The 25,021-nt window shown below is 59.6% G+C and carries 20 protein-coding genes and 2 pseudogenes; 14 read left to right on the forward strand and 8 right to left on the reverse strand.

Annotation, left to right across the window (positions count from 1 at the left end):
* The first annotated feature begins 56 nt into the window (after positions 1 to 56).
* From AC1VYI_RS21865 to xynR, 3 genes are all read left to right on the forward strand, one after another.
* Positions 57 to 419, forward strand: coding sequence for a hypothetical protein (locus AC1VYI_RS21865; RefSeq protein ID WP_032675853.1), 363 nt, complete (start codon positions 57 to 59; stop codon positions 417 to 419).
* Position 420: 1 nt separating this feature from the next.
* Complete coding sequence (locus AC1VYI_RS21870; protein ID WP_023310210.1) at positions 421 to 855, forward strand: DUF3828 domain-containing protein; 435 nt, start codon at positions 421 to 423, stop codon at positions 853 to 855.
* 219 nt (positions 856 to 1,074) lie between these two features.
* Positions 1,075 to 1,833, forward strand: a complete 759-nt coding sequence (gene xynR, locus AC1VYI_RS21875; RefSeq protein ID WP_134866849.1) for a DNA-binding transcriptional repressor XynR — start codon at positions 1,075 to 1,077, stop codon at positions 1,831 to 1,833.
* Between the two features lie 4 nt (positions 1,834 to 1,837).
* On the opposite strand, the gene AC1VYI_RS21880 is transcribed toward xynR, so the two are convergent.
* From AC1VYI_RS21880 to AC1VYI_RS21900, 5 genes and pseudogenes are all read right to left on the reverse strand, one after another.
* Positions 1,838 to 3,448 carry a glycoside hydrolase family 43 protein gene (locus AC1VYI_RS21880; protein WP_134866850.1) on the reverse strand — a complete coding sequence of 537 codons (1,611 nt, stop codon included), beginning with the start codon at positions 3,446 to 3,448 and terminating at the stop codon, positions 1,838 to 1,840.
* A gap of 11 nt (positions 3,449 to 3,459) precedes the next feature.
* A complete protein-coding gene (locus AC1VYI_RS21885) occupies positions 3,460 to 4,842 on the reverse strand; it encodes an MFS transporter (protein ID WP_045402365.1) in 1,383 nt (460 codons plus the stop codon).
* A gap of 226 nt (positions 4,843 to 5,068) precedes the next feature.
* Positions 5,069 to 7,077, reverse strand: a pseudogene (gene yagF / locus AC1VYI_RS21890) (xylonate dehydratase YagF).
* Between the two features lie 14 nt (positions 7,078 to 7,091).
* Positions 7,092 to 8,000: a 2-keto-3-deoxygluconate aldolase gene (yagE, locus tag AC1VYI_RS21895; RefSeq protein ID WP_134866852.1), complete on the reverse strand. Its 909-nt coding sequence runs from the start codon at positions 7,998 to 8,000 to the stop codon at positions 7,092 to 7,094.
* Positions 8,001 to 8,230: 230 nt separating this feature from the next.
* Positions 8,231 to 8,683, reverse strand: a complete 453-nt coding sequence (locus AC1VYI_RS21900) for a YhcH/YjgK/YiaL family protein (RefSeq protein WP_023310204.1) — start codon at positions 8,681 to 8,683, stop codon at positions 8,231 to 8,233.
* A gap of 675 nt (positions 8,684 to 9,358) precedes the next feature.
* Between AC1VYI_RS21900 and arcA the strand changes: the two genes are divergently transcribed.
* The 5 genes from arcA to AC1VYI_RS21925 all read left to right on the forward strand — a co-directional run bounded on the left by arcA (position 9,359) and on the right by AC1VYI_RS21925 (position 14,635).
* The gene (gene arcA, locus AC1VYI_RS21905) at positions 9,359 to 10,579 is read left to right on the forward strand and encodes an arginine deiminase (RefSeq protein ID WP_023310203.1); all 1,221 of its coding nucleotides are present in this window, start codon (positions 9,359 to 9,361) and stop codon (positions 10,577 to 10,579) included.
* Positions 10,580 to 10,589: 10 nt separating this feature from the next.
* Positions 10,590 to 11,501 carry a carbamate kinase gene (gene arcC / locus AC1VYI_RS21910; protein WP_134866853.1) on the forward strand — a complete coding sequence of 304 codons (912 nt, stop codon included), beginning with the start codon at positions 10,590 to 10,592 and terminating at the stop codon, positions 11,499 to 11,501.
* Between the two features lie 118 nt (positions 11,502 to 11,619).
* Positions 11,620 to 12,624, forward strand: a complete 1,005-nt coding sequence (gene argF / locus AC1VYI_RS21915) for an ornithine carbamoyltransferase (protein WP_023310201.1) — start codon at positions 11,620 to 11,622, stop codon at positions 12,622 to 12,624.
* 47 nt (positions 12,625 to 12,671) lie between these two features.
* A complete protein-coding gene (locus AC1VYI_RS21920) occupies positions 12,672 to 14,075 on the forward strand; it encodes a YfcC family protein (protein ID WP_059445129.1) in 1,404 nt (467 codons plus the stop codon).
* Between the two features lie 80 nt (positions 14,076 to 14,155).
* Complete coding sequence (locus AC1VYI_RS21925) at positions 14,156 to 14,635, forward strand: arginine repressor (protein WP_029739272.1); 480 nt, start codon at positions 14,156 to 14,158, stop codon at positions 14,633 to 14,635.
* A 3-nt stretch (positions 14,636 to 14,638) separates the two neighbouring features.
* Here the strand turns inward: AC1VYI_RS21925 and AC1VYI_RS21930 are convergent.
* A pseudogene (locus tag AC1VYI_RS21930) lies at positions 14,639 to 14,756 on the reverse strand (hypothetical protein).
* Between AC1VYI_RS21930 and AC1VYI_RS21935 the strand changes: the two are divergent.
* From AC1VYI_RS21935 to ridA, 4 genes are all read left to right on the forward strand, one after another.
* Entirely contained in the window at positions 14,736 to 14,840 is a 105-nt protein-coding gene (locus AC1VYI_RS21935) for a pyrBI operon leader peptide (RefSeq protein ID WP_022646880.1), read from the forward strand. The pseudogene AC1VYI_RS21930 and the gene AC1VYI_RS21935 overlap by 21 nt on opposite strands.
* A 34-nt stretch (positions 14,841 to 14,874) precedes the next feature.
* Positions 14,875 to 15,807 carry an aspartate carbamoyltransferase gene (gene pyrB, locus AC1VYI_RS21940; RefSeq protein ID WP_023310198.1) on the forward strand — a complete coding sequence of 311 codons (933 nt, stop codon included), beginning with the start codon at positions 14,875 to 14,877 and terminating at the stop codon, positions 15,805 to 15,807.
* A gap of 12 nt (positions 15,808 to 15,819) precedes the next feature.
* The gene (gene pyrI / locus AC1VYI_RS21945; protein ID WP_023310197.1) at positions 15,820 to 16,281 is read left to right on the forward strand and encodes an aspartate carbamoyltransferase regulatory subunit; all 462 of its coding nucleotides are present in this window, start codon (positions 15,820 to 15,822) and stop codon (positions 16,279 to 16,281) included.
* 73 nt (positions 16,282 to 16,354) lie between these two features.
* The gene (gene ridA, locus AC1VYI_RS21950) at positions 16,355 to 16,741 is read left to right on the forward strand and encodes a 2-iminobutanoate/2-iminopropanoate deaminase (RefSeq protein ID WP_008501391.1); all 387 of its coding nucleotides are present in this window, start codon (positions 16,355 to 16,357) and stop codon (positions 16,739 to 16,741) included.
* A 50-nt stretch (positions 16,742 to 16,791) separates the two neighbouring features.
* Here the strand turns inward: ridA and AC1VYI_RS21955 are convergent, their stop codons facing one another.
* Positions 16,792 to 19,176 carry a beta-N-acetylhexosaminidase gene (locus AC1VYI_RS21955; RefSeq protein ID WP_226483407.1) on the reverse strand — a complete coding sequence of 795 codons (2,385 nt, stop codon included), beginning with the start codon at positions 19,174 to 19,176 and terminating at the stop codon, positions 16,792 to 16,794.
* A gap of 222 nt (positions 19,177 to 19,398) precedes the next feature.
* Positions 19,399 to 22,107, reverse strand: a complete 2,709-nt coding sequence (mgtA, locus tag AC1VYI_RS21960; protein WP_047174645.1) for a magnesium-translocating P-type ATPase — start codon at positions 22,105 to 22,107, stop codon at positions 19,399 to 19,401.
* Between the two features lie 389 nt (positions 22,108 to 22,496).
* Here mgtA and treR point away from each other — a divergent pair, with 389 nt between their 5' ends.
* Both treR and treB read left to right on the forward strand, forming a co-directional pair.
* Entirely contained in the window at positions 22,497 to 23,444 is a 948-nt protein-coding gene (gene treR / locus AC1VYI_RS21965) for a trehalose operon repressor TreR (protein WP_023310194.1), read from the forward strand.
* Between the two features lie 128 nt (positions 23,445 to 23,572).
* The gene (gene treB / locus AC1VYI_RS21970; protein ID WP_029739268.1) at positions 23,573 to 24,991 is read left to right on the forward strand and encodes a PTS trehalose transporter subunit IIBC; all 1,419 of its coding nucleotides are present in this window, start codon (positions 23,573 to 23,575) and stop codon (positions 24,989 to 24,991) included.
* Positions 24,992 to 25,021 lie beyond the last annotated feature (30 nt).

The following is a 25,021-nucleotide window of genomic DNA, read 5'->3' on the forward strand; positions in this document are numbered from 1 at the left end:
TTATATTATCGGCGTAATATTTCCTTATTGCTGCATTTCATTAATAAGGATTGTTTATGTCATGGAATAAACATGAAGCTGTGTCATACGCCCGTAGCCACGCACTAACCCATACTGGACACTATTGCGCTCGAGCAATCGCCGCCGCCATTCGAGCCGGAGGGCTTAAAATCGAAGGGGCAAACGCTAAGGATTTCTGGCGTTCTCTTGAAAAAGCAGGGTTCACAAAAGTCTATGGCCCCCCCATAGAGGGGGATATCGCGGTGATTGATGCCTTGCCCGGCCCGAATCAGTACGGGCATGTCTGTATTTATGATGGCGCTGGAACCTGGTATTCAGATTTTAAACAGAGAACACTGTACCCGGGGCCAACCTATCGCCAACTCCAGCCAGCCGTAACCTTATACAGGCATTATTAATATGAATAAGCTCATCTTAATTGTGTTATTCAGCACAGCCGCATTGGGGGCCGAAGATTTTCAGATACCGATGCAGCGCGCCCTTGAATTCAATCGCTGGTACGTCAAACAGGTGAACAACGATCGTTATCCCATCCAAGAGGGAAATGAAATCGATAAGTTCGTTACGGCCAGCACCATGAAAAAATTACGTCATGCAGACGATCCCCGTTATGCCGACGCTGAATTTTACGAGGCTGATTTTTTTATGAAATCGCAGTATATCGGCGAGGACTGGGCTGAGAATGTGGCTATTGATTCGTATGTTTCAGACCCGGTCTGTGTAAACGTGAATATCACGTTTGGCAAAAAGACCCAGCACACAGTCATTGATTGCATGGTTAAAGAAGATGGGGTCTGGAAAATCCAGTCTGTTGCCGCCCGGGATAATAATTGATGCCCCCCGCTAACAATAATGTAGCCGCCTTTGTTGCCGGGTGGCACTGCGCTTACCCGGCCTACACAACCCGTAGGCCCGTGCAAGCGTAGCGCCGCCGGGCAAATCAGGCAGCCCCTCTCCCACGGGCAGAGGGAGAACATCGGCGCCATTTCATTGATTTTTCACCCCGAAAAAGGTACGTTTTCGCCTTAATTCCAGCGTGGACATACCAGCATTATGCCGATTATTCAGTCTGTTGAACGTGCGTTGCAGATCCTCGACCTGTTCAACGAGCAGGCCACCGAGCTTAAGATCACCGACATCAGCAAACTGATGGGGCTGAGCAAGAGTACCCTCCACTCGCTGCTGAAAACCCTCCAGCTTCATGGCTATATCGATCAGAACCCGGAGAACGGTAAGTATCGCCTCGGCATGAAGCTCGTCGAGCGCGGCCATTTTGTCGTGGGCTCCATCGATATTCGGCAGAAGGCAAAAGGCTGGCTGACGGAGCTGTCCCAGCGGACCGGGCAGACCACCCATCTGGGGATCCTGGACGGGCGTGAAGGGGTCTATATTGAGAAAATTGAAGGCAAGCTGGCCGCCATCGCCTATTCGCGCATCGGCCGCCGCCTGCCGGTTCACGCCACCGCTATCGGCAAGGTGCTGATTGCCTGGCTGGGCGAGGCCGAGCTGAACGCCCTGCTGGAGGGCTATCAGTACACTACCTATACGCCTTCCACCCTCGCGTCTCGCGAAGCTTTAATGACCGCCCTGACGCAGACCCGCGAGCAGGGCTACGCCCTGGACAGCGAAGAGAACGAGCAGGGCGTGCGCTGCGTGGCGGTGCCGGTGTGGAACCATGAATCCCGCGTGATTGCCGCCCTGAGCCTGTCGACGCTGACCTCCCGCGTGGACGACGCGGAGTTGGCTAATTTCCGCGAGCAGCTTCAGCAGGCCGGGCTCGAGCTCTCACGCGCGCTGGGCTACCCGGCCTGAGCCATTAGGCCGGCTCGTAGGTGAAATAGTCGAAGTCCGCGTGGCAGCCGTCGCCGCTGATGTCCTCGCAGTGCAGCCCCACAAACGCGCCGGTGAAGAAGCCGCGCCCGCCGATGTAGTCGTCCGACAGCTTCCACGCCTCATACGTTACCGGCACGGCGTGCCACGTCTCGCCGTCGAACGAGTAGCTGTAGCGGTAGACCAGCGTATCCACGTCCACCCGCAGCCAGACGCTCTCCGCATGTTCCGGCACCGGAATGGGCCGCTCGTGCAGCGGCCACGACGGCACGTTGTGGTCGAGCTGGATAACCTTAATCGTTCTGCCCTGCCCCTCCTCGAAGTCCACAAAGCAGTAGCTCCAGTTTTTGCTGTTGTAGTAGCAGGTCAGCCCTGCGCTCTGCTGGAAGTGGACCGGCGAAAACTGCATCCGCGTCTCCGCCCGGAAGGCGAAGTGCTGCCAGCGGCGCGCCACGGTCGACTGGGTAAAGGTGGAGTTGAGCGAGTCGTTGCCGTAGAGCCGTAAATAGCCCGGGCGCGCGGTGAGCGAGCCGAGGGTGTCGTCGAACGGAATGCGCAGGGTCTGCAGTTCCGGGTCGAGCGAACTGGCGTCGAAATCGTCCCGCCAGGTCGTCTGAACGGTAGCGGGCTGCTCGGCCATCTGCGGGCCGGGCACGGTCAGCTGCGCATGCTTGCCGCCTTCCACGTACGGCCAGCCGTCGCGCCACTCAATGCGGGCGATTCCGGTCTCGCGCCCCAGCGGGCAGTAGCCGCGTCCGCCGGCGGCCAGCAGCGGCACGCCGGGCAGGCGCAGCGGGCGGCTGGTGAGGTAGGCCATGTACCACTCTCCGGTGTGGATCTGCAGCAGCGAGCCGTGGCCGCTCTTCTGCAGCGGGTTCTCCGGCAGGTGCCAGCTGGTCATCATCGTTACATCCGGGTGCAGCTCGTACGGCCCGTCGATATTTTTTGAACGCAGCACCACGACGGCGTGCTCGTAGCTGGTGCCGCCCTCGGCGACCATCAGGTAATACCATCCCGCGTGGCGATACAGGTGCGCGCCTTCGGTGTAGCAGAGCGGCGTGCCGGTAAACAGCGTTTTGCGCTCGGGCGAGAGCGTGCCGGTCTGCGGATCAAACTCCTGCATCACGATGGTGTTGTGTGGGTTGCTGTGGTGGCGCGGCCCCCACGGGCGGTAGATATAGTATTTGCGGCCATCGTCGTCGTGGAACAGGGACGGGTCAAACCCGCCGTTGCCCATCGGGATCGGCTCGCTCCACGGTCCCTCAACGGAGGGCGCGGTGACAAGGAAGTTACGGCCGTTTTTCCACGGCGAGTCGACAATCTTCACGTCGGTGTAAAGCAGCCAGAATTTACCGTCGGCATAGCTCAGGCACGGCGCCCAGATGCCGCCGGAGTCCGGGTTGCCCTTCATGTCCAGCATCGACACGCGGTCCAGCGGGGTGCTGACCAGCGACCAGTTTTTCAGGTCGCGGGAGTGGTAGATGCGCACGCCGGGGAACCACTCGAAGGTCGAGGTGGCGATGTAGTAGTCCTCGCCCTGGCGGCACAGGGACGGGTCCGGGTTAAAGCCGGTGAGTATCGGGTTGGTGATTTCCATATTGCCTCCGGTTAATGGGATGCGGCTGTCGCTGCGTCGGGAATGGCCTCGCCCTGCGCCGCGCGGTGTTTGATCAGCTGCTGGCTGATGGCCTCCACGCGGGCGTCGGTGAGCTTGTAGAACGACAGCATGATGAACATGCCCGCGTAGAGCACCACCGGCACCACGCAGAACAGAATTTTGATGGTGGTGAGCACCTCGACCGGCTGCACGCTGCTGCTGGCGGAGTAGTTCACATACGCCAGGATCCAGCCCACCACCGCCCCGCCAATCGCCAGGCCAATCTTCAGGCTGAACAGGTAGGTGGAGAACACCAGCCCGTCGAGGCGGCGACCGCTGCGGCTCTCCTCGTAGTCCACCACGTCAGAGGCCATCAGCCACTGCAGCGGCGTGGTGGTGTTGAAGACGAACAGAAACAGAATGTTGAGGGCAAAAATCAGCGCGATGTGCTCGGCCGGGGTGACAAAAATCAGCAGACTAATCAGAGAGTAGGCGACGATGATCCACTTGAAGGCGGTGACGCGGTCGAAGCGGCCCAGCAGGCGGGAAGAGCAGAGCGAGCCGAACATGGTGGCGAGGCTGCCGTAGAGTAAGAACTGGGTCGCCATCTCCGGGTGATCCATCACGTATTTCACGAAGTAGAGCGTCGCCCCGCCGCGCACCACGTTGGAGCATGTCGCCATCATCTTGAACGCGCACATGATCCGCCACTGGCCGTTGCCCAGCAGCAGCCTGAGATCTTTCGCCACCGACGAGCCCGGCTGCACCTCAAAGGTGTAGCGCTCTTTGGTGGTAAAGAAGCAGACGTAAAGCAGCACCACGCCGCTCAGCCCGAGCACGCACATGGCGCCGAAATAGCCCACCTGCTCGTCCCCTTTGCCGATAATGCTCACCAGCGGCAGCGCGATGCCGCTGATGGCGAGCGAGCCCGCCGCAGCCAGGAAGAAGCGCCAGGACTGCAGGGCGTGACGCTCTTTCGGGTCTGCGGTGATGACGCCCGGCATGGCGCAGTACGGCACGTTAACGAAGGTGTAGACCAGAGTCAGGAGAATGTAGGTCACGCAGGCGTAGATGATCTTGCCCTGCGCGGAGAAGTCCGGCGTGTAGAAGGTCAGCACGCAGACGATACCGAACGGGATGGCACCCCACAGCAGGAACGGGCGGAACTGGCCGTGCCGCGTGCGGGTGCGGTCTACCAGCAGACCCATCAGCGGGTCGGTGACGGCGTCGAGCACGCGGGAGACCAAAAACAGCGTGCCCATAATCCCCGCCGACAGGCCGAAGACGTCGGTGTAGAAGTAGGCCAGCAGGAACATCGTGGCCTGCCAGACGAAGCCGCAGGCGGTGTCACCCAGCCCGTAGCCAATTTTGTCTTTCATGGTTAATTGCGTCATCAGAATTACACCCTTATGTAGTGTGCTGAATTACAACATCGTGTTAATGGAGTGTAATGAGCTGTTCAATTAACCAGCAATGGTCATATCTTATTTCTGAATTACGTTATTTTGCTTTTGTGACGCCAACGATATATCTCAACCTATTGTTTATATTATTAAATAACAGAAACAGAAAAGCCGTCCGCGGAATATTTCCCGCAGACGGTTTTATCTCTGAAAATAATTAAATGCCGAGCGCTTTTTTACCGGCGTTAATTACCTCAATGATTTTATCGGTGTCATAAATACAGCCTTTCCAGGTGCCGCCGCTCACCGACTGCAATGCAGCCCACAGCCGGGTATCGTCCGGCAAAAAGTCGTGGGCGTGCAGGTCCGGGTGCGTCTGCCGCCGCGCCAGCTCGCGCGCGCCCTCCTCCGGCGTCAGCGGGTTGTCCGCGGTGCCGATAAAGTTCACGCAGCCCGTTAACGTCAGGCGGTCGACGGCGATCTCGATGATGTCGTTATCGCGCAGCTTGCCAATCGGCCCGCCCGCCAGCGCCTCCGGCGACACGTGGCCGAAGCAGGCGCCCGTCGACACGCCCGAGAAGCGCGCATCGGTGATTAACGACACTGTCTTGCCCCACGAGATATGCTTCAGCGCGGAGGTGAGCTGGTAGGTCTCTTCCATGCCGGTGCCGGACGGTCCGCCGCCGATGACCACCATGATATCGCCCTGCGCAATCTCTTCCCGCTTGATGGCCTTGATTGCCTGCGCTTCCGAAACAAACACCCGCACCCGGCCGGTGTGGCGGTACACGCCATCTTCGCCCACCACCGACGGGTCGATCGCCGTGGCCTTGATCACCGACCCTTCCGGCGCGATGTTGCCCGTCGGGAAGCAGACCGTCGAGGTCAGTCCCTTCGCTTTTGCCTTCTTCGGCGGCAGGATCACGTCATCCGGATCCACGCCGTCCTGCTCGCGCAGGCACTGGCGGAAGCGCGCCCGGCGCTCGGACGCCTGCCACCAGTCAAGGTTCTCGCCCACCGTCTGGCCGGTCACGGTCATGGCGTCCAGGTGCAGCAGGCCGAGATCGCGCAGGTGGAGCATTACCTCCGGCACGCCGCCCGCGAGGAAGGCGCGAACGGTCGGGTGATAGTCCGGGCCGTTGGGCAGCACGCTCACCAGGCGCGGCACTTTACGGTTGACGCGCGTCCAGTGCTCAACGTCCGGGATCGTGCAGCCCGCCGCGTGGGCGATGGCCGGAATGTGCAGCAGTAAGTTGGTGGAGCCGCCGAACGCCGCGTGGATCACCATCGCGTTTTCGATGGCTTTGTCGGTGAGGATATCGCGCGTGGTGATGCCGCGGTTATCCAGCTCGCTGACCGCGCGCGCCGACTGGCGGGCGATCTCCAGCCACACCGCCTGCCCGGACGGCGCCAGCGCGGAATGCGGCAGCGCCAGGCCCAGCGCCTCCGCGACCACCTGCGAGGTGCCCGCCGTGCCGAGGAACTGACACCCGCCGCCCGGCGAGGCGCAGGCGCGACAGCCCAGCTCGGCGGCCTCCTGCAGGGAGAGTTCGTGATTGGCGAAGCGCGCGCCGATGGTCTGCACCTTGCCCGCATCTTCCCCGACGGTCGGCGGCAGCGTCGCCCCGCCCGGCACCAGAATGGTCGGCAGATTGTGCATCGAGGCCAGCGCAATCATGGTGGCGGGCAGCCCTTTATCGCAGGTTGCCACGCCAATCACCGCCCGCCGCGTCGGCAGGGAGCGGATCAGGCGGCGAAATACGATCGCCGCGTCGGCAGGGAGCGGATCAGGCGGCGAAATACGATCGCCGCGTCGTTGCGGTACGGCAGGGAATCGAACATGCCGTGCGTGCCCTGCGAGCGTCCGTCGCACGGATCGCTGACGAAGGCCGCAAACGGGATCCCGCCGCTGCGGGTGATCTCCTTCGCCGCCGCCTGCATCTGCATGCCGATCTCCCAGTGCCCGGTGTGGTAGCCCAGCGCGACCGGACGTCCGTCCCCGGCGCGGATCCCGCCCTGGGTGCCGATGATCAGCACCTCTTTCCCGGTCAGCCTGTTGGCGTCCCAGCCCATCCCGGCGTTCTGCGTCATGCCGAACAGGTTGCCGCTGGGAGATTCCATCAGCATCTGCGGGGTCAGCGGCAGCGCGCCCTGCGGCCCCGCCGCGTGGGTGATCACCGCATAAAACGCGTCGTCCTGTGGGGTGAAAATTTTCTCAATGGTCATCGTTATCGTCCGGCTCAGCAGAGCTTGAGCTGTTGCAGCAGGGTTTTCAGCTGCGCCTTACGCGGCTCGTCCAGCGGGGAGGCGGGCGGCAGCACGTGCGTGGAGACAGGGCGACCGCAGAGCACGATCGCCTCTTTAATCACGTTCACAAACGGCGTATCCAGCTGATACATCTGCGGGATTTGCAGCAGGGTCTGATGATACTCAGCCGCTTTCGCCACGTCCCCGTCGCGCCAGGCTTTCAGAAGATTAACCGACACCTGCGGGGCAAAGTTGCCGCTCGCCGAAATCGCCCCGTCGCCGCCGAGCAGCAGGGTATTAAACAGATGATCGTCGTAGCCGCAGAGCACCGTGAAGTGCGGATGGGAGCCTTTGACGGTATGGATCATGCTGCGCAGGTGGGCCACGGAGTCGATGGTGTCTTTGATGCCGATAATATTGTTGCGCGAGTCGGCAAGGGTTTTAACCAGCGCCGGGGTCAGATCCTGCCCGGTCAGCGCCGGGAAGTTATAGAGCATCACCGGCAGCGTGACGCTGTCGGCCACCTGCTCGAAATAGCGGATCAGGTTCGCTTCCGACACTTTCCAGTAGTAGGGGTTGATCACCACGATGCCGTCCGCGCCCGCCTGCTGCGCGTGCTGGCTCAGTTCAATGGTTTCCCGGGCGTTGGTGCCGCCGGTGCCGATCAGGACCGGCACGCGACGATGGACGTGATCGATAGCAAAGCGGGCAATTGCTTTACGCTCTTCGGCGCCGAGCTGGGAGAACTCGCCGCCGCTGCCCAGGAAGAACAGGCCGTCAACGCCTGCTTTGATGAGATCGTCGATCAGCGCGGCAGTGCCCGTCTTATCGAGCTGGCCGTCGGCGGTAAAGATGGTGGAGACAGGGGGAATGATTCCCGTGAACAACGCGGACTTCGGCATGAGATCTCCTTGCTGAATCATTTTGTTCTACATTATAGAACAGCGTTCATTATTTTAACGATCATACTATGACGCAAAAAAAGCGCAGGTAAATGGGAAGGGAAGAGGGAGTGTGGGAAATTTAAGCTGGATCACATATTGCGTGGGTGCGGTCTGGTGCCCTCTCCCACGGGGAGAGGGTGTAAAAGTTCCCTCTCCCCGTGGGAGAGGGTTAGGGTGAGGGGTCAGGGTTACTCAACCAGCATTTTAACAACCACTTTCCTGACCTTCGCAGGCGCGCCCACCGCGCACAGCGGCTTGTGCACCTCACCCGGCCAGAACACCACAAAATCCCCTTCGCTAAGCACCACGGTTTTCTCCTGCTCGCCTTCCGGCAGGAACGCGATGTCTTTGTCCGCCAGCCAGTCGGTGTCGGGCGTGCCGTGCGGCAGGGTGCTGAAGGTCATCCCCTCCTGGCCCTTCATGATTATCTGGATGTCCAGATAGCGCGCGTGGTACTCGGCGCGGCGCTCGGCGAACGGCTGGGTCATGTCTTCCGAGACCAGATAAAAGAGGCTGCTGCCGTTGATGTCGTGCTTGCCGAGCGGCGTGGCGTCGGTGACGTGGGCTTTAACGTGCTCGATGGCCTGACGCAGATCGTCAGGCAACCAGGAGTGCAGATGGTGGATGTTGCCGATAATCATGTGAAATCCCTCTATGTAAAACAACGTTTCATTTTTATCTCTTATACGAGAGTTAAGGCTGCCATACCAGCGCTTTTTAGACGGGTTTTGCGCGAACGCATGTTTATCGGGAATGGTGTTAATTTGCTGTTAAGCCCTCGCAGGCATTTATGCAGTCATTATGCATATCTTCAGCTCTTCGTTATCACGCCCTTGCGCTAACTCATTGATCGCCAGGCCTTAACAACAAAACTCGCTACCGCTTCACATTTTATCACTTTGATAATTTGCTATTAAATTCAATAAATATTTATTGATTTTCCTTAAGCCAAAAATAGTTAATTAGCAATAATGCATAGTCATTCCACAAAAACTATAAAAACAATTAAAATCAATATCTTAACAAAATATTTCAAAGCATTAAATTCTACAAAACACTAACAACTGAAAATAATGACAACGGATAGTGCTTAGCTATTCACCTCGCCAGAATAATCAATTAATCATTATCTGATGCGAATCATGCAAATGAAAACAAACCGCTTAATATCCATTTTCGCGTGAGCAACATCACAATAAGGATTATTTAACCGCCTAGTATGAATCACGAAATCAATTGAGCTTAGCCGCCATGCAATTAAATACATGACATGGCGCATGCCCTTTTTATTCTGAAAAACAGTTAAAGGAATAATTATGGAAAAGCATTACGTCGGTTCTGAAATTGGTCAATTGCGTAGCGTTATGCTGCACCGCCCAAATTTAAGTCTGAAACGTTTAACGCCATCAAACTGTCAGGAGCTGCTTTTCGATGACGTGCTCTCGGTTGAGCGGGCGGGTGAGGAGCATGACATCTTCGCCAACACGCTGCGCGAGCAGGGTGTGGAAGTCCTGCTGTTGACCGACCTTCTGACGCAATCCCTTGATATTGCAGAAGCGAAAGCCTGGCTGCTGGATACCCAAATCTCCGACTATCGCCTCGGCCCAACCTTTGCCGGCGACGTGCGCGGCTGGCTGGCAGATATGCCGCACCGGGAACTGGCGCGCAGGCTGAGCGGCGGATTAACCTACGGCGAAATTCCGGCGGCCATTAAAAATATGGTGGTGGATACCCACACGGCGAATGATTTTATTATGAAGCCGCTGCCGAACCATTTATTTACCCGCGATACCTCATGCTGGATTTATAACGGCGTCTCTATTAACCCAATGGCGAAACCGGCCCGTCAGCGCGAAACCAATAACCTGCGGGCAATATATCGCTGGCATCCGGCGTTTGCCGACGGCGATTTTATTAAGTATTTCGGCGACGAGAATATTAATTATGACCACGCCACGTTAGAAGGCGGCGATGTATTAGTCATTGGCCGCGGCGCGGTACTGATTGGCATGTCCGAGCGCACGACGCCGCAGGGCGTGGAGTTCCTCGCCAACAGCCTGTTCAAACACCGTCAGGCCGAGCGCGTGATCGCCGTTGAGCTGCCCAAACACCGCTCCTGCATGCACCTCGACACCGTCATGACCCACATAGACGTGGATACCTTCTCCGTCTACCCGGAAGTGGTGCGCAAGGACGCCCAGTGCTGGACACTCACCCCGGACGGACGCGGCGGCCTGCTGCGCACTCAGGAAACCGACCTGCTGCACGCCATCGAGAAAGCGCTCGGCATTAGCCAGGTGCGCCTGATCACCACCGGCGGCGACGCCTTTGAAGCCGAACGCGAGCAGTGGAACGATGCCAACAACGTGCTGACTATCCGCCCGGGCGTGGTGATCGGCTACGAGCGCAACGTCTGGACCAACGAGAAGTACGACAAAGCGGGCATCACCGTGCTGCCCATCCCTGGCGACGAGCTCGGACGCGGCCGCGGCGGCGCGCGCTGCATGAGCTGCCCGCTGGAACGCGACGGAATTTAAAGGAGCCATCATGGAACGAAAACCCACTCTGGTTGTTGCGCTGGGCGGCAACGCGCTGCTCAAGCGCGGCGAGCCGCTGGAAGCGGATATCCAGCGCCAGAACATCGAGCAGGCCGCCCGCACCATCGCCGGGCTGATGGAACAGTGGCGCGTAGTGCTGGTGCACGGCAATGGACCGCAGGTCGGGCTGCTGGCGCTGCAGAACAGCGCCTACGACAAAGTGACGCCCTACCCGCTGGACGTTCTCGGCGCCGAAAGCCAGGGAATGATCGGCTACATGCTCCAGCAGGCGCTGAAAAACAGCCTGCCGCAGCGCGAGGTGAGCGTCCTGCTCACGCAGGTGGAAGTGGACGCTGCCGACCCTGCCTTCAGCAACCCGACCAAATACATCGGCCCGGTGTACAGCGAAGCGCAGGCGAAAGCGCTGGCCGCGGAGAAAGGCTGGGTGTTTAAGGCCGACGGCAGCTACTTCCGCCGCGTGGTGCCGTCACCGCAGCCGAAACGCATCGTCGAGAGCGACGCCATCACGGCGCTGATCCAGCGCGATCACCTGGTGATCTGCAACGGCGGCGGCGGCGTGCCGGTAGTGGAGAACGCCAACGGCTATCGCGGCATTGAGGCGGTGATCGACAAAGACCTCTCCGCCGCCCTGCTGGCGCGCCAGATCGAGGCCGACGCCCTGCTGATCCTGACCGATGCCGACGCGGTGTACCTCGACTGGGGCAAGCCGACCCAGCGCCCGCTGGCGCAGGTGACGCCGGAGCTGCTCAGAGGCATGCAGTTCGACGCCGGATCGATGGGGCCGAAAGTGGCCGCCTGCCGCGAGTTTGTTGAGGCCTGCAACGGCATTGCCGGGATCGGCGCGCTGGCCGATGGCGCGGAGATCCTCGCGGGCGAGAAAGGCACGTTGATTCGTAACTGAGTCGTTTTCCCCTCACCCTAACCCTCTCCCTAAGGGAGAGGGGACGATTACACCCTCTCCCCGTGGAAGAGGGCCGGAGTGAGGGCATCAAACAGCAAATTTTAAAAAGGATTTACCCATGACCATCAATCTGAAAAACCGTAACTTCCTGAAACTGCTGGACTACACCCCGGCGGAGATCCAGTACCTGATCGACCTCGCCATCGAGCTGAAGGCCGCCAAAAAAGCCGGACGTGAAAAGCAAACCCTGGTCGGGAAAAACATCGCCCTGATCTTTGAAAAAACCTCCACCCGCACCCGCTGCGCCTTCGAAGTGGGTGCGTTCGACCAGGGCGCGCAGGTGACCTACCTCGGCCCAAGCGGATCGCAGATCGGCCATAAAGAGTCGATGAAAGACACCGCCCGCGTGCTGGGGCGCATGTATGACGGTATCGAATACCGCGGCTACGGCCAGGCCATCGTTGAGGAGCTGGGCGAGTACGCGGGCGTGCCGGTGTGGAACGGCCTGACCGACGAGTTTCACCCAACGCAGATCCTCGCCGACCTGATGACCATGCTGGAGCACGCGCCGGGCAAAACCCTGCCGGAGCTGAGCTTTGCCTATCTCGGCGACGCGCGCAACAACATGGGCAACTCGCTGATGGTCGGCGCGGCCAAGATGGGGATGGATATCCGCCTCGTCGCGCCGAAATCCTTCTGGCCGGAAGCCGGGCTGGTTGAGCAGTGCCGCGCCATCGCCAAAGAGACGGGCGCGCGCATCACCCTCACCGACGACGTGGAAGAAGGCGTGCGGGGGACCGATTTCCTCTACACCGACGTGTGGGTCTCCATGGGCGAGCCGAAGGAAGCCTGGGCCGAGCGCGTCAGCCTGATGAAGCCGTATCAAATCAACGCGGACGTGATGAAGGCCACAGGCAACCCGAACGTCAAGTTTATGCACTGCCTGCCGGCGTTCCATAACGAACACACCAAAGTGGGCCGCGAGATCGAGATGGCATACGGCCTGAAGGGGCTGGAGGTGACGGAAGAGGTCTTCGAATCACCGAACTCCATCGTCTTCGACGAAGCAGAGAACCGCATGCACACCATTAAAGCGGTCATGGTGGCGACACTCGGCGACTAATCACCGCCCGGCGCGCCAAGGGGTGCGCCGGGTTTAAGGAGAACATCATGGGCAAGTTTAAGTTTCCCTCCGCTTACACCATTCTCTTTTTCCTGATTGCCGTTGTGGCGGCGCTGAGCTGGGTCATCCCCGCCGGTCAGTACCAGATGGCGATGAACGAAACCCTCGGTAAAGAAGTCCCGATTGCCGGAACGTACGCGCACGTGGCGGCACATCCGCAGGGGCTGGTTTCCGTCCTGATGGCGCCCATCGCCGGGCTGTACGATCCGGTCTCCGGCCAGGCCGGGGCGATCGACGTCGCGCTGTTTATCCTGATCATCGGCGGTTTTCTCGGGATCGTCACCAAAACCGGGGCGATTGATGCCGGGATCGAACGCGTCACAACGCGACTACGCGGGCGCGAGGAGTGGATGATCCCGATCCTGATGGCGCTATTCGCCGCAGGCGGCACGATTTACGGCATGGCCGAAGAGTCGCTGCCGTTCTACACCCTGCTGGTCCCGGTGATGCTGGCCGCCCGGTTCGATCCGGTTGTCGCCGCCTCTACCGTGCTGCTCGGGGCGGGGATCGGCACGCTTGGCTCTACCATTAACCCGTTTGCCACGGTGATCGCCGCCAACGCCGCCGGGATCCCCTTCACTAACGGTATCGCCCTGCGCGTGGCGCTGCTGGTCATCGGCTGGATCATCTGCGTGGCGTGGGTGATGCGCTACGCCCGTAAGGTGCGCCAGGATCCGTCGCTGTCGATCGTTGCGGATAAGCAGGAAGAGAACCGCGCCCATTTCCTCGGCGACAAGGGCGAACAGTCGCTGGAATTCACCCTGGTGCGCAAAATCATCCTGGTGATTTTCGCCCTCGCCTTCGCGGTGATGATCTACGGCGTGGCGGTGCTGGGCTGGTGGATGGCAGAGATCTCGGCGGTGTTTCTCGCCAGCGCGATTATCGTCGGCCTGATTGCCCGCATGAGCGAAGAGGAGCTGACGTCGACGTTTATCAACGGCGCGCGAGATTTGCTGGGCGTCGCGCTGATTATCGGCATCGCGCGCGGTATCGTAGTCATCATGGATAAGGGCATGATTACCCACACCATTTTGCACAGCGCGGAAGGGCTGGTCAGCGGGTTGTCCACGGTAGCGTTTATCAACGTGATGTACTGGCTGGAGGTCGTGCTGTCGTTTCTTGTGCCTTCTTCATCCGGCCTGGCCGTTCTGACGATGCCGATCATGGCGCCGCTTGCCGATTTCGCTAACGTCAACCGCGACCTGGTGGTGACGGCTTACCAGTCGGCCTCCGGCATCGTTAACCTCGTCACGCCCACTTCTGCCGTCGTGATGGGCGGGCTGGCTATCGCCCGCGTGCCCTACGTGCGTTATCTGAAATGGGTAGCGCCGCTGCTGGGCATTTTAACGGTGGTGATTATGGTGGCGTTAAGTCTGGGTGCCTTGTTGTGATTTGCCGGATGGCGCTGCGCTTATCCGGCCTACGGATCGGTGCGGTGCCACCGGTTATTTCAGGAACTGATATGGGAACTATGATGGATTACGAAGAGTACTCTCCCAAAGAGCAACTACAGCTGACGGTCTGCCAGCGCCTGATCGCAGAAAAGAGCTATCTTTCTCAGGAGGAGATCCGCCGGGATTTGCAGGAGCGTGGTTTTGAGACCATCAGCCAGTCCACCGTTTCACGTCTGCTTAAATTGCTCGGCGTCATAAAAATTCGAAATGCCAAAGGGCTTAAGATTTATTCGCTGAATCCCCAGCTGCGCCCTGCCCCCGACGCCGCGCGTACCGTGTCCGAAATGGTGGTCAGCGTCGAGCACAATAGCGAGTTTATCCTTGTTCATACCGTCGCCGGATATGGCCGCGCGGTGGCGCGTATTCTGGATTATCACCAGCTACCGGAAATTTTAGGCGTGGTGGCCGGCAGCAGTATCGTCTGGGTCGCTCCCCGGGTCGTGAAGCGCACCGCACTGGTGCATAAGCAAATTAATTATTTACTCAGAACGCATTAATATTCATAAAGAACCGTTTGCATTGAGTAAAGCGTGCATTAAATCGCTTGATCCGAAAAGCGAGCTGCGTATAATGCCCGACAATTTGCCGGGAGGAAGCATGGTCAAGCGTGTACGACATAACGTCTTACCGCGTCTGAAATCAGACGCTGGCCTGCCGTTTTTCTTCCCGTTGCTAAACCTATTCCCAGAGCCCCTCATTTGAGGGGCTTTTTTTTGCCCGGCGTCAGGAGATAAACATGAATCCGCTTTATCAAAAACACATCATTTCCATAAACGACCTCAGCCGCGAAGAGCTGGAACTGGTTCTGGAAACCGCGGCAAAACTGAAGGCCAATCCGCAACCAGAGCTGCTGAAGCACAAGGTGATTGCGAGCTGCTTCTTCGAAGCCTCGACCCGCACCCGCCTCTCCTTTGAAACCTCCATGCACCGCCTGGGCGCGAGCGTGGTGGGCTTCTCGGACAGCAGCAACACGTCGCTGGGTAAAAAAGGCGAAACCCTGGCGGATACTATTTCAGTGATTAGCACCTACGTCGACGCGATTGTGATGCGTCACCCGCAGGAGGGCGCGGCGCGCCTGGCGACCGAGTTTTCCGGCGGCATTCCGGTGCTGAATGCCGGTGACGGTGCCAACCAGCACCCGACGCAGACCCTGCTGGATCTGTTCACCATTCAGGAAACGCAGGGCAAGCTCGAGAACCTGAATATCGCCATGGTCGGCGACCTGAAGTATGGCCGCACCGTCCACTCCCTGACCCAGGCGCTGGCGAAATTTAACGGCAACCGCTTCTTCTTCATCGCGCCGGACGCGCTGGCGATGCCGCAGTACATTCTCGACATGCTGGATGAGAAAGGCATTCAGTGGAGCCTGCACGCCAGCATCGAAGAGGTGATGAGCCACGTGGATATTCTCTACATGACCCGCGTGCAGAAAGAGCGTCTGGATCCGTCCGAATACGCCAACGTGAAGGCACAGTTCGTGCTGCGCGCCAGCGACCTCGAGGGCGCACGCGACAACATGAAGGTGCTGCACCCGCTGCCGCGCATCGATGAGATCACCACAGACGTGGACAAAACGCCGCACGCCTGGTACTTCCAGCAGGCCGGAAACGGCATCTTCGCCCGCCAGGCGTTACTGGCACTGGTTCTGAATCGCGAATTAGCTCTGTAAGGGGAGACGACCATGACGCACGATAACAAACTCCAGGTTGAAGCCATCAAGCGTGGCACCGTGATTGACCACATCCCTGCGCAGGTGGGCTTTAAGCTGCTGACGCTGTTCAAACTGACCGAAACGGACCAGCGCATCACCATCGGCCTGAACCTGCCGTCGGGCGAGATGGGTCGCAAGGACCTGATTAAAATCGAGAACACGTTCCTGACCGACGAGCAGGTCAACCAGCTGTCGCTGTACGCGCCGGACGCCACCGTCAACCGCATCGACGAGTATGAAGTGGTCGGCAAATCCCGCCCGAGCCTGCCGGATCGTATCGAAAGCGTGCTGGTCTGCCCGAACAGCAACTGCATCAGTCACGCTGAGCCGGTTTCTTCCAGCTTTGCAGTGAAAAAACGCGCCGATGACATCGCGCTCAAATGCAAATACTGCGAAAAAGAGTTTTCTCATTATGTGGTGCTGGCCAACTAATTGAGGTTGGTAATGAAATCCCGGCTGTTATAATGGCCGGGAACATTCTTAACGCTGTCATTCTGGAGAAAACATGAGCAAAGTACTCGCGACGGAAAATGCACCCGCGGCTATCGGCCCTTACGTTCAGGGCGTTGATCTGGGTAGCATGATCATCACTTCCGGGCAGATCCCGGTGAACCCAAAAACCGGCGCGGTGCCGGAAGACGTCGCGGCACAGGCGCGTCAGTCGCTGGAAAACGTGCAGGCTATCGTTGAATCTGCCGGTCTGAAAGTGGGCGATATCGTGAAAACCACCGTTTTCGTGAAGGATCTGAACGATTTCGCGACCGTTAACGCCACTTACGAAGCGTTCTTCACCGAGCACAACGCCACCTTCCCGGCGCGCTCCTGCGTGGAAGTGGCCCGTCTGCCAAAAGACGTGAAAATTGAAATCGAAGCGATTGCGGTACGTCGCTAATTCGTTTTGGCGATAAAAAAGGCAGCCCGGGCTGCCTTTTTTGTTGCTTGCTACTGATTCCTCGTCGCCCTGAGCAGCGTCTCCAGCGGATAGACCGCCGCAATCACCACCTCGTCCTGAACCTTCGCCGCGTTATCCAGCTCGCTCTGAATCGAGGCTATCTCTTTATCATCCAGCGTGCCCTGGCGCGCCACCAGATCCGTCAGCCTCAGGCCAATGGAGGCCAGCTTATCCACCTCCTGGATCACCGGCTTCATCGCCTTCAGCTGATAGCTGTTTTCGCTTAACGCCAGCGCGTCGCTGGTATTGCTCTGCCAGCGGTTAAAGACGTGGCGCAGCGCGTCGGCGCTTTCCGCGTCTTCCGCATCGCTCACCAGGCGGTCCGCCCATTTGTTCATCTGGCGCACGGTGGCGCTTTCGGCGTTCAGCGCATCGGCGAAGCGGTTGAGCGGTTCGAACTGATGATAGTTTCCCGCCTGGAACTTCAGGTGCTGGCGGGTGTAATACTGCGCGGGCTCTACCGCCTGAGCGAGGATCTGCAGCGGCAGCGTGTCGGCATTACCGGCAAGGCGCGTGAACTGCACCTGCTGCTGGGTATGCTGCTGCAGCCCGACCGACACCGTCGACCAGCTGTCCATCGCCTGCAGGCGGGTGTACATGTTGTCGACGTCGTTGACGTCCTGCGCGGACCACAGCCTCTCCGCCACCGCGAAGGTGCGCGGCCACAGGCGGATATCCAGCACCGGCGCCACCACGTTTTCCGCCCACAGCGCGGCTTCCCCGCCGAGCAGGTTGGCCTGGTTCGCCGCGTCCGGCACGACGGGCGGAATGCCTTTCGGCACCGCGTCCAGACGCGTGCCGCTGATTGGGTAACGCGTATTCCCCACCAGGAAATAGCCGGTAAGCTTGTCGTTATCAACGGAGACCACCGGGCGCGTCTCGCCCATCCACGTATCGACGGTGAAGGTCACCTGGCTGTCATCGCGCCATTCAATATCCTGCACCGCGCGGCGGGATTTCCCGGCAAAATCAATAAATCCGCGCCAGCCTGCGTCCCCTTTCACCAGCGTGAAGCTCCCCTCCACCGGCTTGCCCTTCAGGCGCGGCATGGAAAAGGCCCAGCTCTGGACGCTGTCGGTGTCTGCAATCACGTCCACGCCGTTCAGGCCCTGCGGGACAATTTCGTTGCGGTAGTGATAGGCGGTGGACTGGGGCTGGTCGAGATAGAAACCGGTGGAGAGAATGCCCTTGTAGCCGTTCTGCGCCACCTGCCCCAGCGCGTCCTGGCCCTGCCAGGACTGGATCAGAATGCTTTTCGGCAGGTCGGGATGATAGATCTCGTCCCAGCCGACCATCTGCCGGTGGTGCTTCTCAAGGATCGTCTCCAGTTTACGGTTGAAGTACGCCTGCAGCGCGTGGCTGTCCGCCAGCCTGTTGTCGCGCATGAAATTCTGGATCGCGGCGTTCGCTTTCCACTGGCTGTCGTCGACCTCGTCACCGCCGATATGCAGATACGGATCGGGGAAGATCGTCGCCAGTTCGCTAACCATTGCGTCGGCAAAAGCGTAAGTTGCGTCTTTTGTCGGATCCAGCACCGGCTTCAGCACGCCCCAGTGGCGTTCCATGGCGTACGGCCCCGGCGCGCTCATCAGCTCCGGGTAGGCCACGGCAATCGCCGAGGCGTGGCCCGGCATGTCGATCTCCGGCACCACGCGAATGCCGCGCTCGGCGGCGTAACGCACCACCTCGCGCATCTGTTCAGGCGTGTAGTACAGCCCGTCGCTGGCAAGCTGCGTCAGCTTAGGGTAGCGCTTCGAGCTGAAGCGCCAGCCCTGATCGTCGGTCAGGTGCCAGTGCAGGACGTTGAGCTTCGCCGCGGCCATGCCGTCGATCTGGCGCTTGATATCCGGCAGCGGAATAAAGTGGCGCGCCGAGTCGAGCAGCAGCCCGCGCCACGGGAAGCGCGGCGAATCTTCAATGGTGACCCACGGCAGCGAGGTGTTTTCCGCGCCGTTCTGCATCAGCTGGAGCAGCGTTTCCATGGCGCGCAGCGCGCCGAAGCGGGTGTTGGCGGAGATATCGACGCCGCTGGCGTCCACCGTCAGCCTGTAGCTTTCATCGCTGTCCGGCAGCGGCTGCGGCTTCACCTTTTTGGCAATCGCGATGCGGATGGTCGGTTTGTCTGGCTTTTCAGCCTGCGGCTGCAGCGTCCAGCCGGTTTGCAGGGCGATGCGCTGGCGCAGGCGGCTGACGGCGTCACCGAGATCGTCCCCGCTGACGCTAATGGATACGTTGTTGCTGAGCACCAGCGCGCCCTGGGTCGTCGGGCGTTCGACCTTGGCAGGCCAGGGCATCAAAGGGAGATCGCCTGCCGGGGCGGCAAACGCAGAGGCGCCGAGCATCAGCCCGGCGGTTAAGAGACTGTACCGTAACATGAATGTTCCTTATCTGACGGGCCAAATAAAGGCAAAACATTCTGTTAACATGCGCTCAATTTGTCGTCAAGCGAATGCGCCGACGGAGATCACAGGTTGTTGAATTTGGGAGGAAAGCCAGTCCCCTCACCACGGCTCTCTCCCCAAAGGGGCGAGGGTGAAAGGCGGCACCGAGCGGTCCCCTCTCCCTTCCAGGGAGAGGGTTAGGGTGAGGATATGTTTTTACTGCCATCCATACCGACGCGCATAGAATCCTTTCACCATCTGCGTCAGCACCATATAGCCCGCAAGGATTGCCACCAGCCACGGGAAGTAGCTCAGCGGCAGCGCCTGCAGCTGCAGGTAGCCTGCAAGCGGCGAGAACGGCAGCGCGATACCGAGCGCCATCACAATGCCCGTCATCACAATCAGCGGCCATGCGGCACGGCTCTGGATGAACGGAATGCGGCGGGTACGGATCATATGCACAATCAGCGTCTGCGACAGCAGACCTACCACAAACCAGCCGGACTGGAACAGCGTCTGGTGTTCCGGGGTGTTGGCGTGGAACACAAACCACATCAGGCAGAAGGTCAGGATGTCGAAGATGGAGCTGATCGGCCCAAAGAACAGCATAAAGCGCCCGAGATCCGCCGGGTTCCAGTGCTGCGGCTTCTGGATCTGCTCGTCGTCGACGTTATCAAACGGGATCGCTACCTGAGACACGTCGTACATCAGGTTCTGGATCAGCAGGTGCAGCGGCAGCATCGGCAGGAACGGCAGAAACGCGCTCGCCACCAGCACGCTGAAGACGTTACCGAAGTTGGAGCTGGCGGTCATTTTGATGTACTTGAGCATGTTGGCAAAGGTACGGCGACCTTCGATCACGCCTTCCTCCAGCACCATCAGGCTCTTTTCCAGCAGGATGATATCCGCCGCTTCGCGGGCGATGTCCACCGCGCCATCGACGGAAATACCGATGTCCGCCGCACGCAGCGCGGGCGCGTCGTTGATGCCGTCTCCCATAAAGCCCACCACGTGTCCTTCGCGCTTAAGCAGGGTGACGATGCGCTCTTTGTGCATCGGCGTCAGGCGGGCAAACAGCGTGGTACGCTGGGCAAGCTTCGCCAGCTCATCGTCGGACAGGTGCTCAATATCGCTCCCCACCACCACGTCGCCCGCGTCCAGCCCCACTTCATGGCACACTTTGGCCGCCACCAGCTCGCTGTCGCCGGTGAGAATTTTGACGGTAATACCGCTCGCCTTCAGCGCCTTCAGCGCCGGCGCGGTGGTCTCTTTCGGCGGATCGAGGAAGGCGATGTAGCCCTCGAGGATCAGATCGGATTCATCGATACGCTGATAGTCACCCTCGCGCGCGGGCAGGAACTTGCTCGCGACCGCCACCACGCGCAGCCCCTGACGGTTCAGGTTGTCGGTGACGCGCTTGATGCGGCGCAGCATGGTGTCGTCCAGCGGCACGATGTCGCCGTTATAGCGAACCTGCGTCGACACGTTGAGGATCTCCTGCAGCGCCCCTTTGCAGATCAGCTGGTGCACGTCCGTCTGCTCGCTCACCACCACCGACATGCGGCGGCGCTCGAAGTCGAACGGGATCTCATCCACCTTCTGCCAGCGGCCGGAGAGCGTGCGGGCGGATTCCTCGTCCACCCCTTCCAGCACCGCGACGTCGAGCAGGTTTTTCAGCCCGGTCTGGTAATGGCTGTTCAGCCACGCGCTGTGCAGGACGCGCTCGCTGGTTTTGCCGGAGATATCGGTGTGGTTCTCCAGCACGATTTTGTCCTGCGTCAGGGTGCCGGTTTTATCGGTGCAGAGGATGTCCATCGCGCCAAAGTTCTGGATGGCGTCGAGGTGTTTAACGATCACTTTCTGTTTAGAGAGCTTCACCGCCCCGCGCGCCAGCGTGGAGGTGACAATCATCGGCAGCATTTCCGGCGTCAGGCCAACGGCCACGGAGAGCGCAAACAGGGCCGCTTCCCACCAGTCGCCTTTGGTGTAGCCGTTGATCAGCAGCACGATCGGCGTCATCACCATCATAAAGCGGATCAGCAGCATGCTGACGCGGCCAATCCCTTTCTGGAAGGCATTCGGCTCGCTCTCCTGCTCGCTGACGCGCCCGGCAAGCTGTCCAAACCAGGTGTTGCCCCCGGTGGCGGTGACAATCGCCTGCGCGGTGCCGCTGACCACCGTGGTGCCCATAAAGCACAGGGTGTCACACTCGAGCGGGTTCATCTGCTGCGGGTCGCGGCTGCGCGCTACCTTTTCAACGGGTAGGGATTCCCCGGTCAGCGAGGCCTGCGCCACGAACAAATCGCGCGCCTGGATGATGCGTAAATCCGCCGGGATCATGTCCCCCGCGGCCAGCTTCACCAGATCGCCCGGCACCAGCTGGTCGATAGGCAGCTCCACCCAGGCGTTTTCGCCGAGATCGTTAATCACGCGCGAGACGGTCGCGGTGTTGCTGACCATCGCCTTCAGGGCGTCCGCCGCTTTGGTGGAGCGCGCTTCCTGAATAAAGTTCAGCAGCGTGGAGATACCCACCATCAGGGCAATCACCCCTGCGGCAAACAGATCTTCCGTCGCGTAAGAGATAAGGCCGAGCACGGTCAGCAGCAGGTTGAACGGGTTGCGGTAGCAGAGCCACAGGTGCACCCACCACGGAGACGGCTTTTGCGCCGGGATCTGGTTATCGCCGTGCACGGCGCGGATTTTTTCCACTTCGGCCGCGTTGAGCCCTTCCGGGTGTCCGCCGAACGCGCGCCAGACTTCGTTTTCATCCATCGCCGCCACGTTCAGGCAGCGTTCGGTCAGGGAGGCGGGGATCGCCGCGCCCGCCATGTTTTTGGCGTTTGGCAGCGGGTCGCGCTGAACAAGACGGTGTGGCAGGTGTCGGCTCAGCAGAGCCTGCAGCTGCCGGGTGATATTTTTAAACATAGTCATTCCTCCGCATCCGCCGGGGCGGATGCAGCAATTCCTTCAGGCGTGGCGAAGCCGTACCTGAGAGGCACTTAATTTTTTAAGCAGGAACGTTTAAGACGTTGCTGCCTCACGCCGGTGAGACAGCAAAAGCTGGCTTACCGGAAAGAACGCATTCTCCCGTTCAGGAGAGGTGTGGGATCGGGATCCATGAAGCCTCCGGTAAGTAAAAAAAACAGGGTGTTGCCGCGCAGTCCAGGGATTTAGGCATACCCTTTATGACGATTCGGGCGGTATTATACCCCCCTGCAAATAAACCAAACGTAAACCAGACTTTGCCCATAGCGAAATCGCGCTATAGCATTAGGCTCAATTCACTACATCGTCGTTGTTACAGGGAATACAGCATGCAGAACCGCCTTACGATTAAAGACATCGCGCGTTTAAGCGGCGTGGGGAAATCGACCGTCTCACGCGTGCTGAACAACGAAAGCGGCGTCAGCGAACGCACCCGCGAGCGCGTTGAGGCGGTCATGAATCAGCACGGGTTTTCCCCTTCCCGCTCCGCGCGCGCCATGCGCGGGCAGAGTGATAAAGTGGTCGCCATCATTGTCTCGCGTCTGGATTCTCTGTCTGAAAACCTCGCCGTGCAGACCATGCTGCCCGCCTTCTACGAGCAGGGGTATGATCCGATCATGATGGAGAGTCAGTTTTCTGTGCAGCTGGTTGAAGAGCACCTGGGCATGCTCCAGCGGCGCAACATTGACGGCGTGGTGCTGTTTGGCTTTACCGGCATCAAAGACGAGATGCTGAAACCCTGGCAGCCTTCGCTGGTGCTGCTGGCGCGCGACGCCCACGGGTTTGCCTCCGTCTGCTATGACGACGAGGGCGCGATTATCACCCTGATGCAGCGCCTGTTTGACGAAGGCCATCGCCACATCAGCTTCCTCGGCGTCCCGCACGCGGACGTCACCACCGGCAAGCGTCGGCATGAGGCCTACCTGGCTTTTTGCAAAAAGCACAATCTCTCCGCCGTGGCCTCCCTGCCGGGGCTGGGCATGAAGCAGGGCTACGAGCAGGTCGCCAGCGTTCTGACGCCGCAGACCACGGCGCTGGTATGTGCCACGGATACCCTGGCGCTGGGTGCGAGCAAATATCTGCAGGAGCAGCGCATCGATAACCTGCAGGTGGCGAGCGTCGGCAGCACGCCGCTGATGAAGTTCCTGCACCCGGAAATTATCACCGTCGATCCGGGCTACGCCGAGTCCGGCAGGCAGGCCGCCGCGCAGCTGATCGAGCAGATAAACGGGCGTTCAGAGCCCCGTCAGATCGTCATTCCCGCTCACCTTTCGTAACCCCTCTAAAACAGATTATTGTGATCTTCGCCCGATTTCGGGAACGTTCCCATTTTCGCCGTCACGCTGAAGGAGTAGGCTTGCGCTCAGGTCATTACACCCCTCACCATCTGTCATGAGGTTTCATGATGAGTAAAGTCAAACAAGCAGATATCGATCGGCTGATCGTCCTGGTCGGTGGCCGCGAAAACATCGCTACCGTCAGCCATTGCATTACCCGCCTGCGCTTCGTGCTGAACGATCCGGCCAAAGCCAACCCGAAGGCCATTGAAGAACTTTCCATGGTCAAAGGCTGCTTCACCAACGCCGGGCAGTTCCAGGTCGTTATTGGTACCGAAGTGGGCGATTACTATCAGGCTCTGCTGGCGACAACCGGGCACTCCTCCGCCGATAAAGAGCAGGCGAAGAAGGCCGCGCGCCAGAATATGAAGTGGCACGAGCAGCTGATTTCCCACTTCGCGGAAATTTTCTTCCCGCTGCTGCCGGCGCTGATCAGCGGGGGCTTAATCTTAGGCTTCCGTAACGTCATCGGCGATGTACCGATGAGCGACGGCAAAACCCTGGCGCAGATGTATCCGGCGCTGAAAACCGTTTACGATTTCCTGTGGCTGATTGGCGAGGCGATCTTCTTCTATCTGCCGGTCGGGATTTGCTGGTCCGCGGTGCGCAAGATGGGCGGCACGCCGATTCTCGGTATCGTGCTGGGCGTCACGCTGGTCTCTCCACAGTTAATGAACGCTTACTTACTTGGTCAGCAGGTGCCTGAGGTGTGGAACTTCGGCCTGTTTACTATCGCCAAAGTGGGCTATCAGGCGCAGGTCATTCCGGCCCTGCTGGCGGGTCTGGCGCTGGGCTTTATTGAAACGCGCCTGAAGCGCATCGTGCCGGATTACCTCTATCTGGTGGTGGTGCCGGTCTGCTCGCTGATTCTGGCGGTGTTCCTGGCGCACGCCTTTATCGGTCCGTTTGGCCGCATGATCGGCGACGGCGTGGCCTTCGCGGTGCGTCACCTGATGACCGGCAGCTTCGCGCCGATTGGAGCCGCACTGTTTGGCTTCCTGTACGCCCCGCTGGTGATCACCGGCGTGCACCAGACCACACTGGCCATTGATATGCAGATGATCCAGAGCCTCGGCGGCACGCCGGTCTGGCCGATTATCGCCCTGTCTAACATTGCACAGGCGTCGGCGGTTACCGGCATCATCATCGTCAGCCGCAAGCACAACGAGCGTGAGATCTCCGTTCCGGCGGCCATCTCTGCCTACCTCGGCGTCACCGAACCGGCGATGTACGGTATCAACCTGAAGTACCGCTTCCCGATGCTCTGCGCGATGATCGGTTCCGGTCTGGCGGGCCTGGTGTGCGGTCTGAACGGCGTAATGGCAAACGGGATTGGCGTCGGCGGCCTGCCGGGCATTCTCTCCATCCAGCCCGCTTACTGGCAGGTGTTTGCCCTGGCGATGGCCATCGCGATTATCGTCCCAATGGCGCTCACCACCGTGGTTTACCAGCGTAAGTTCCGTCAGGGCTCGCTGCAGATTGTTTAACTTCTTCTTTCGGGGCGCAGTTGCGCCCCT

Source organism: Enterobacter sp. QK-SA4, from assembly GCF_056856775.1.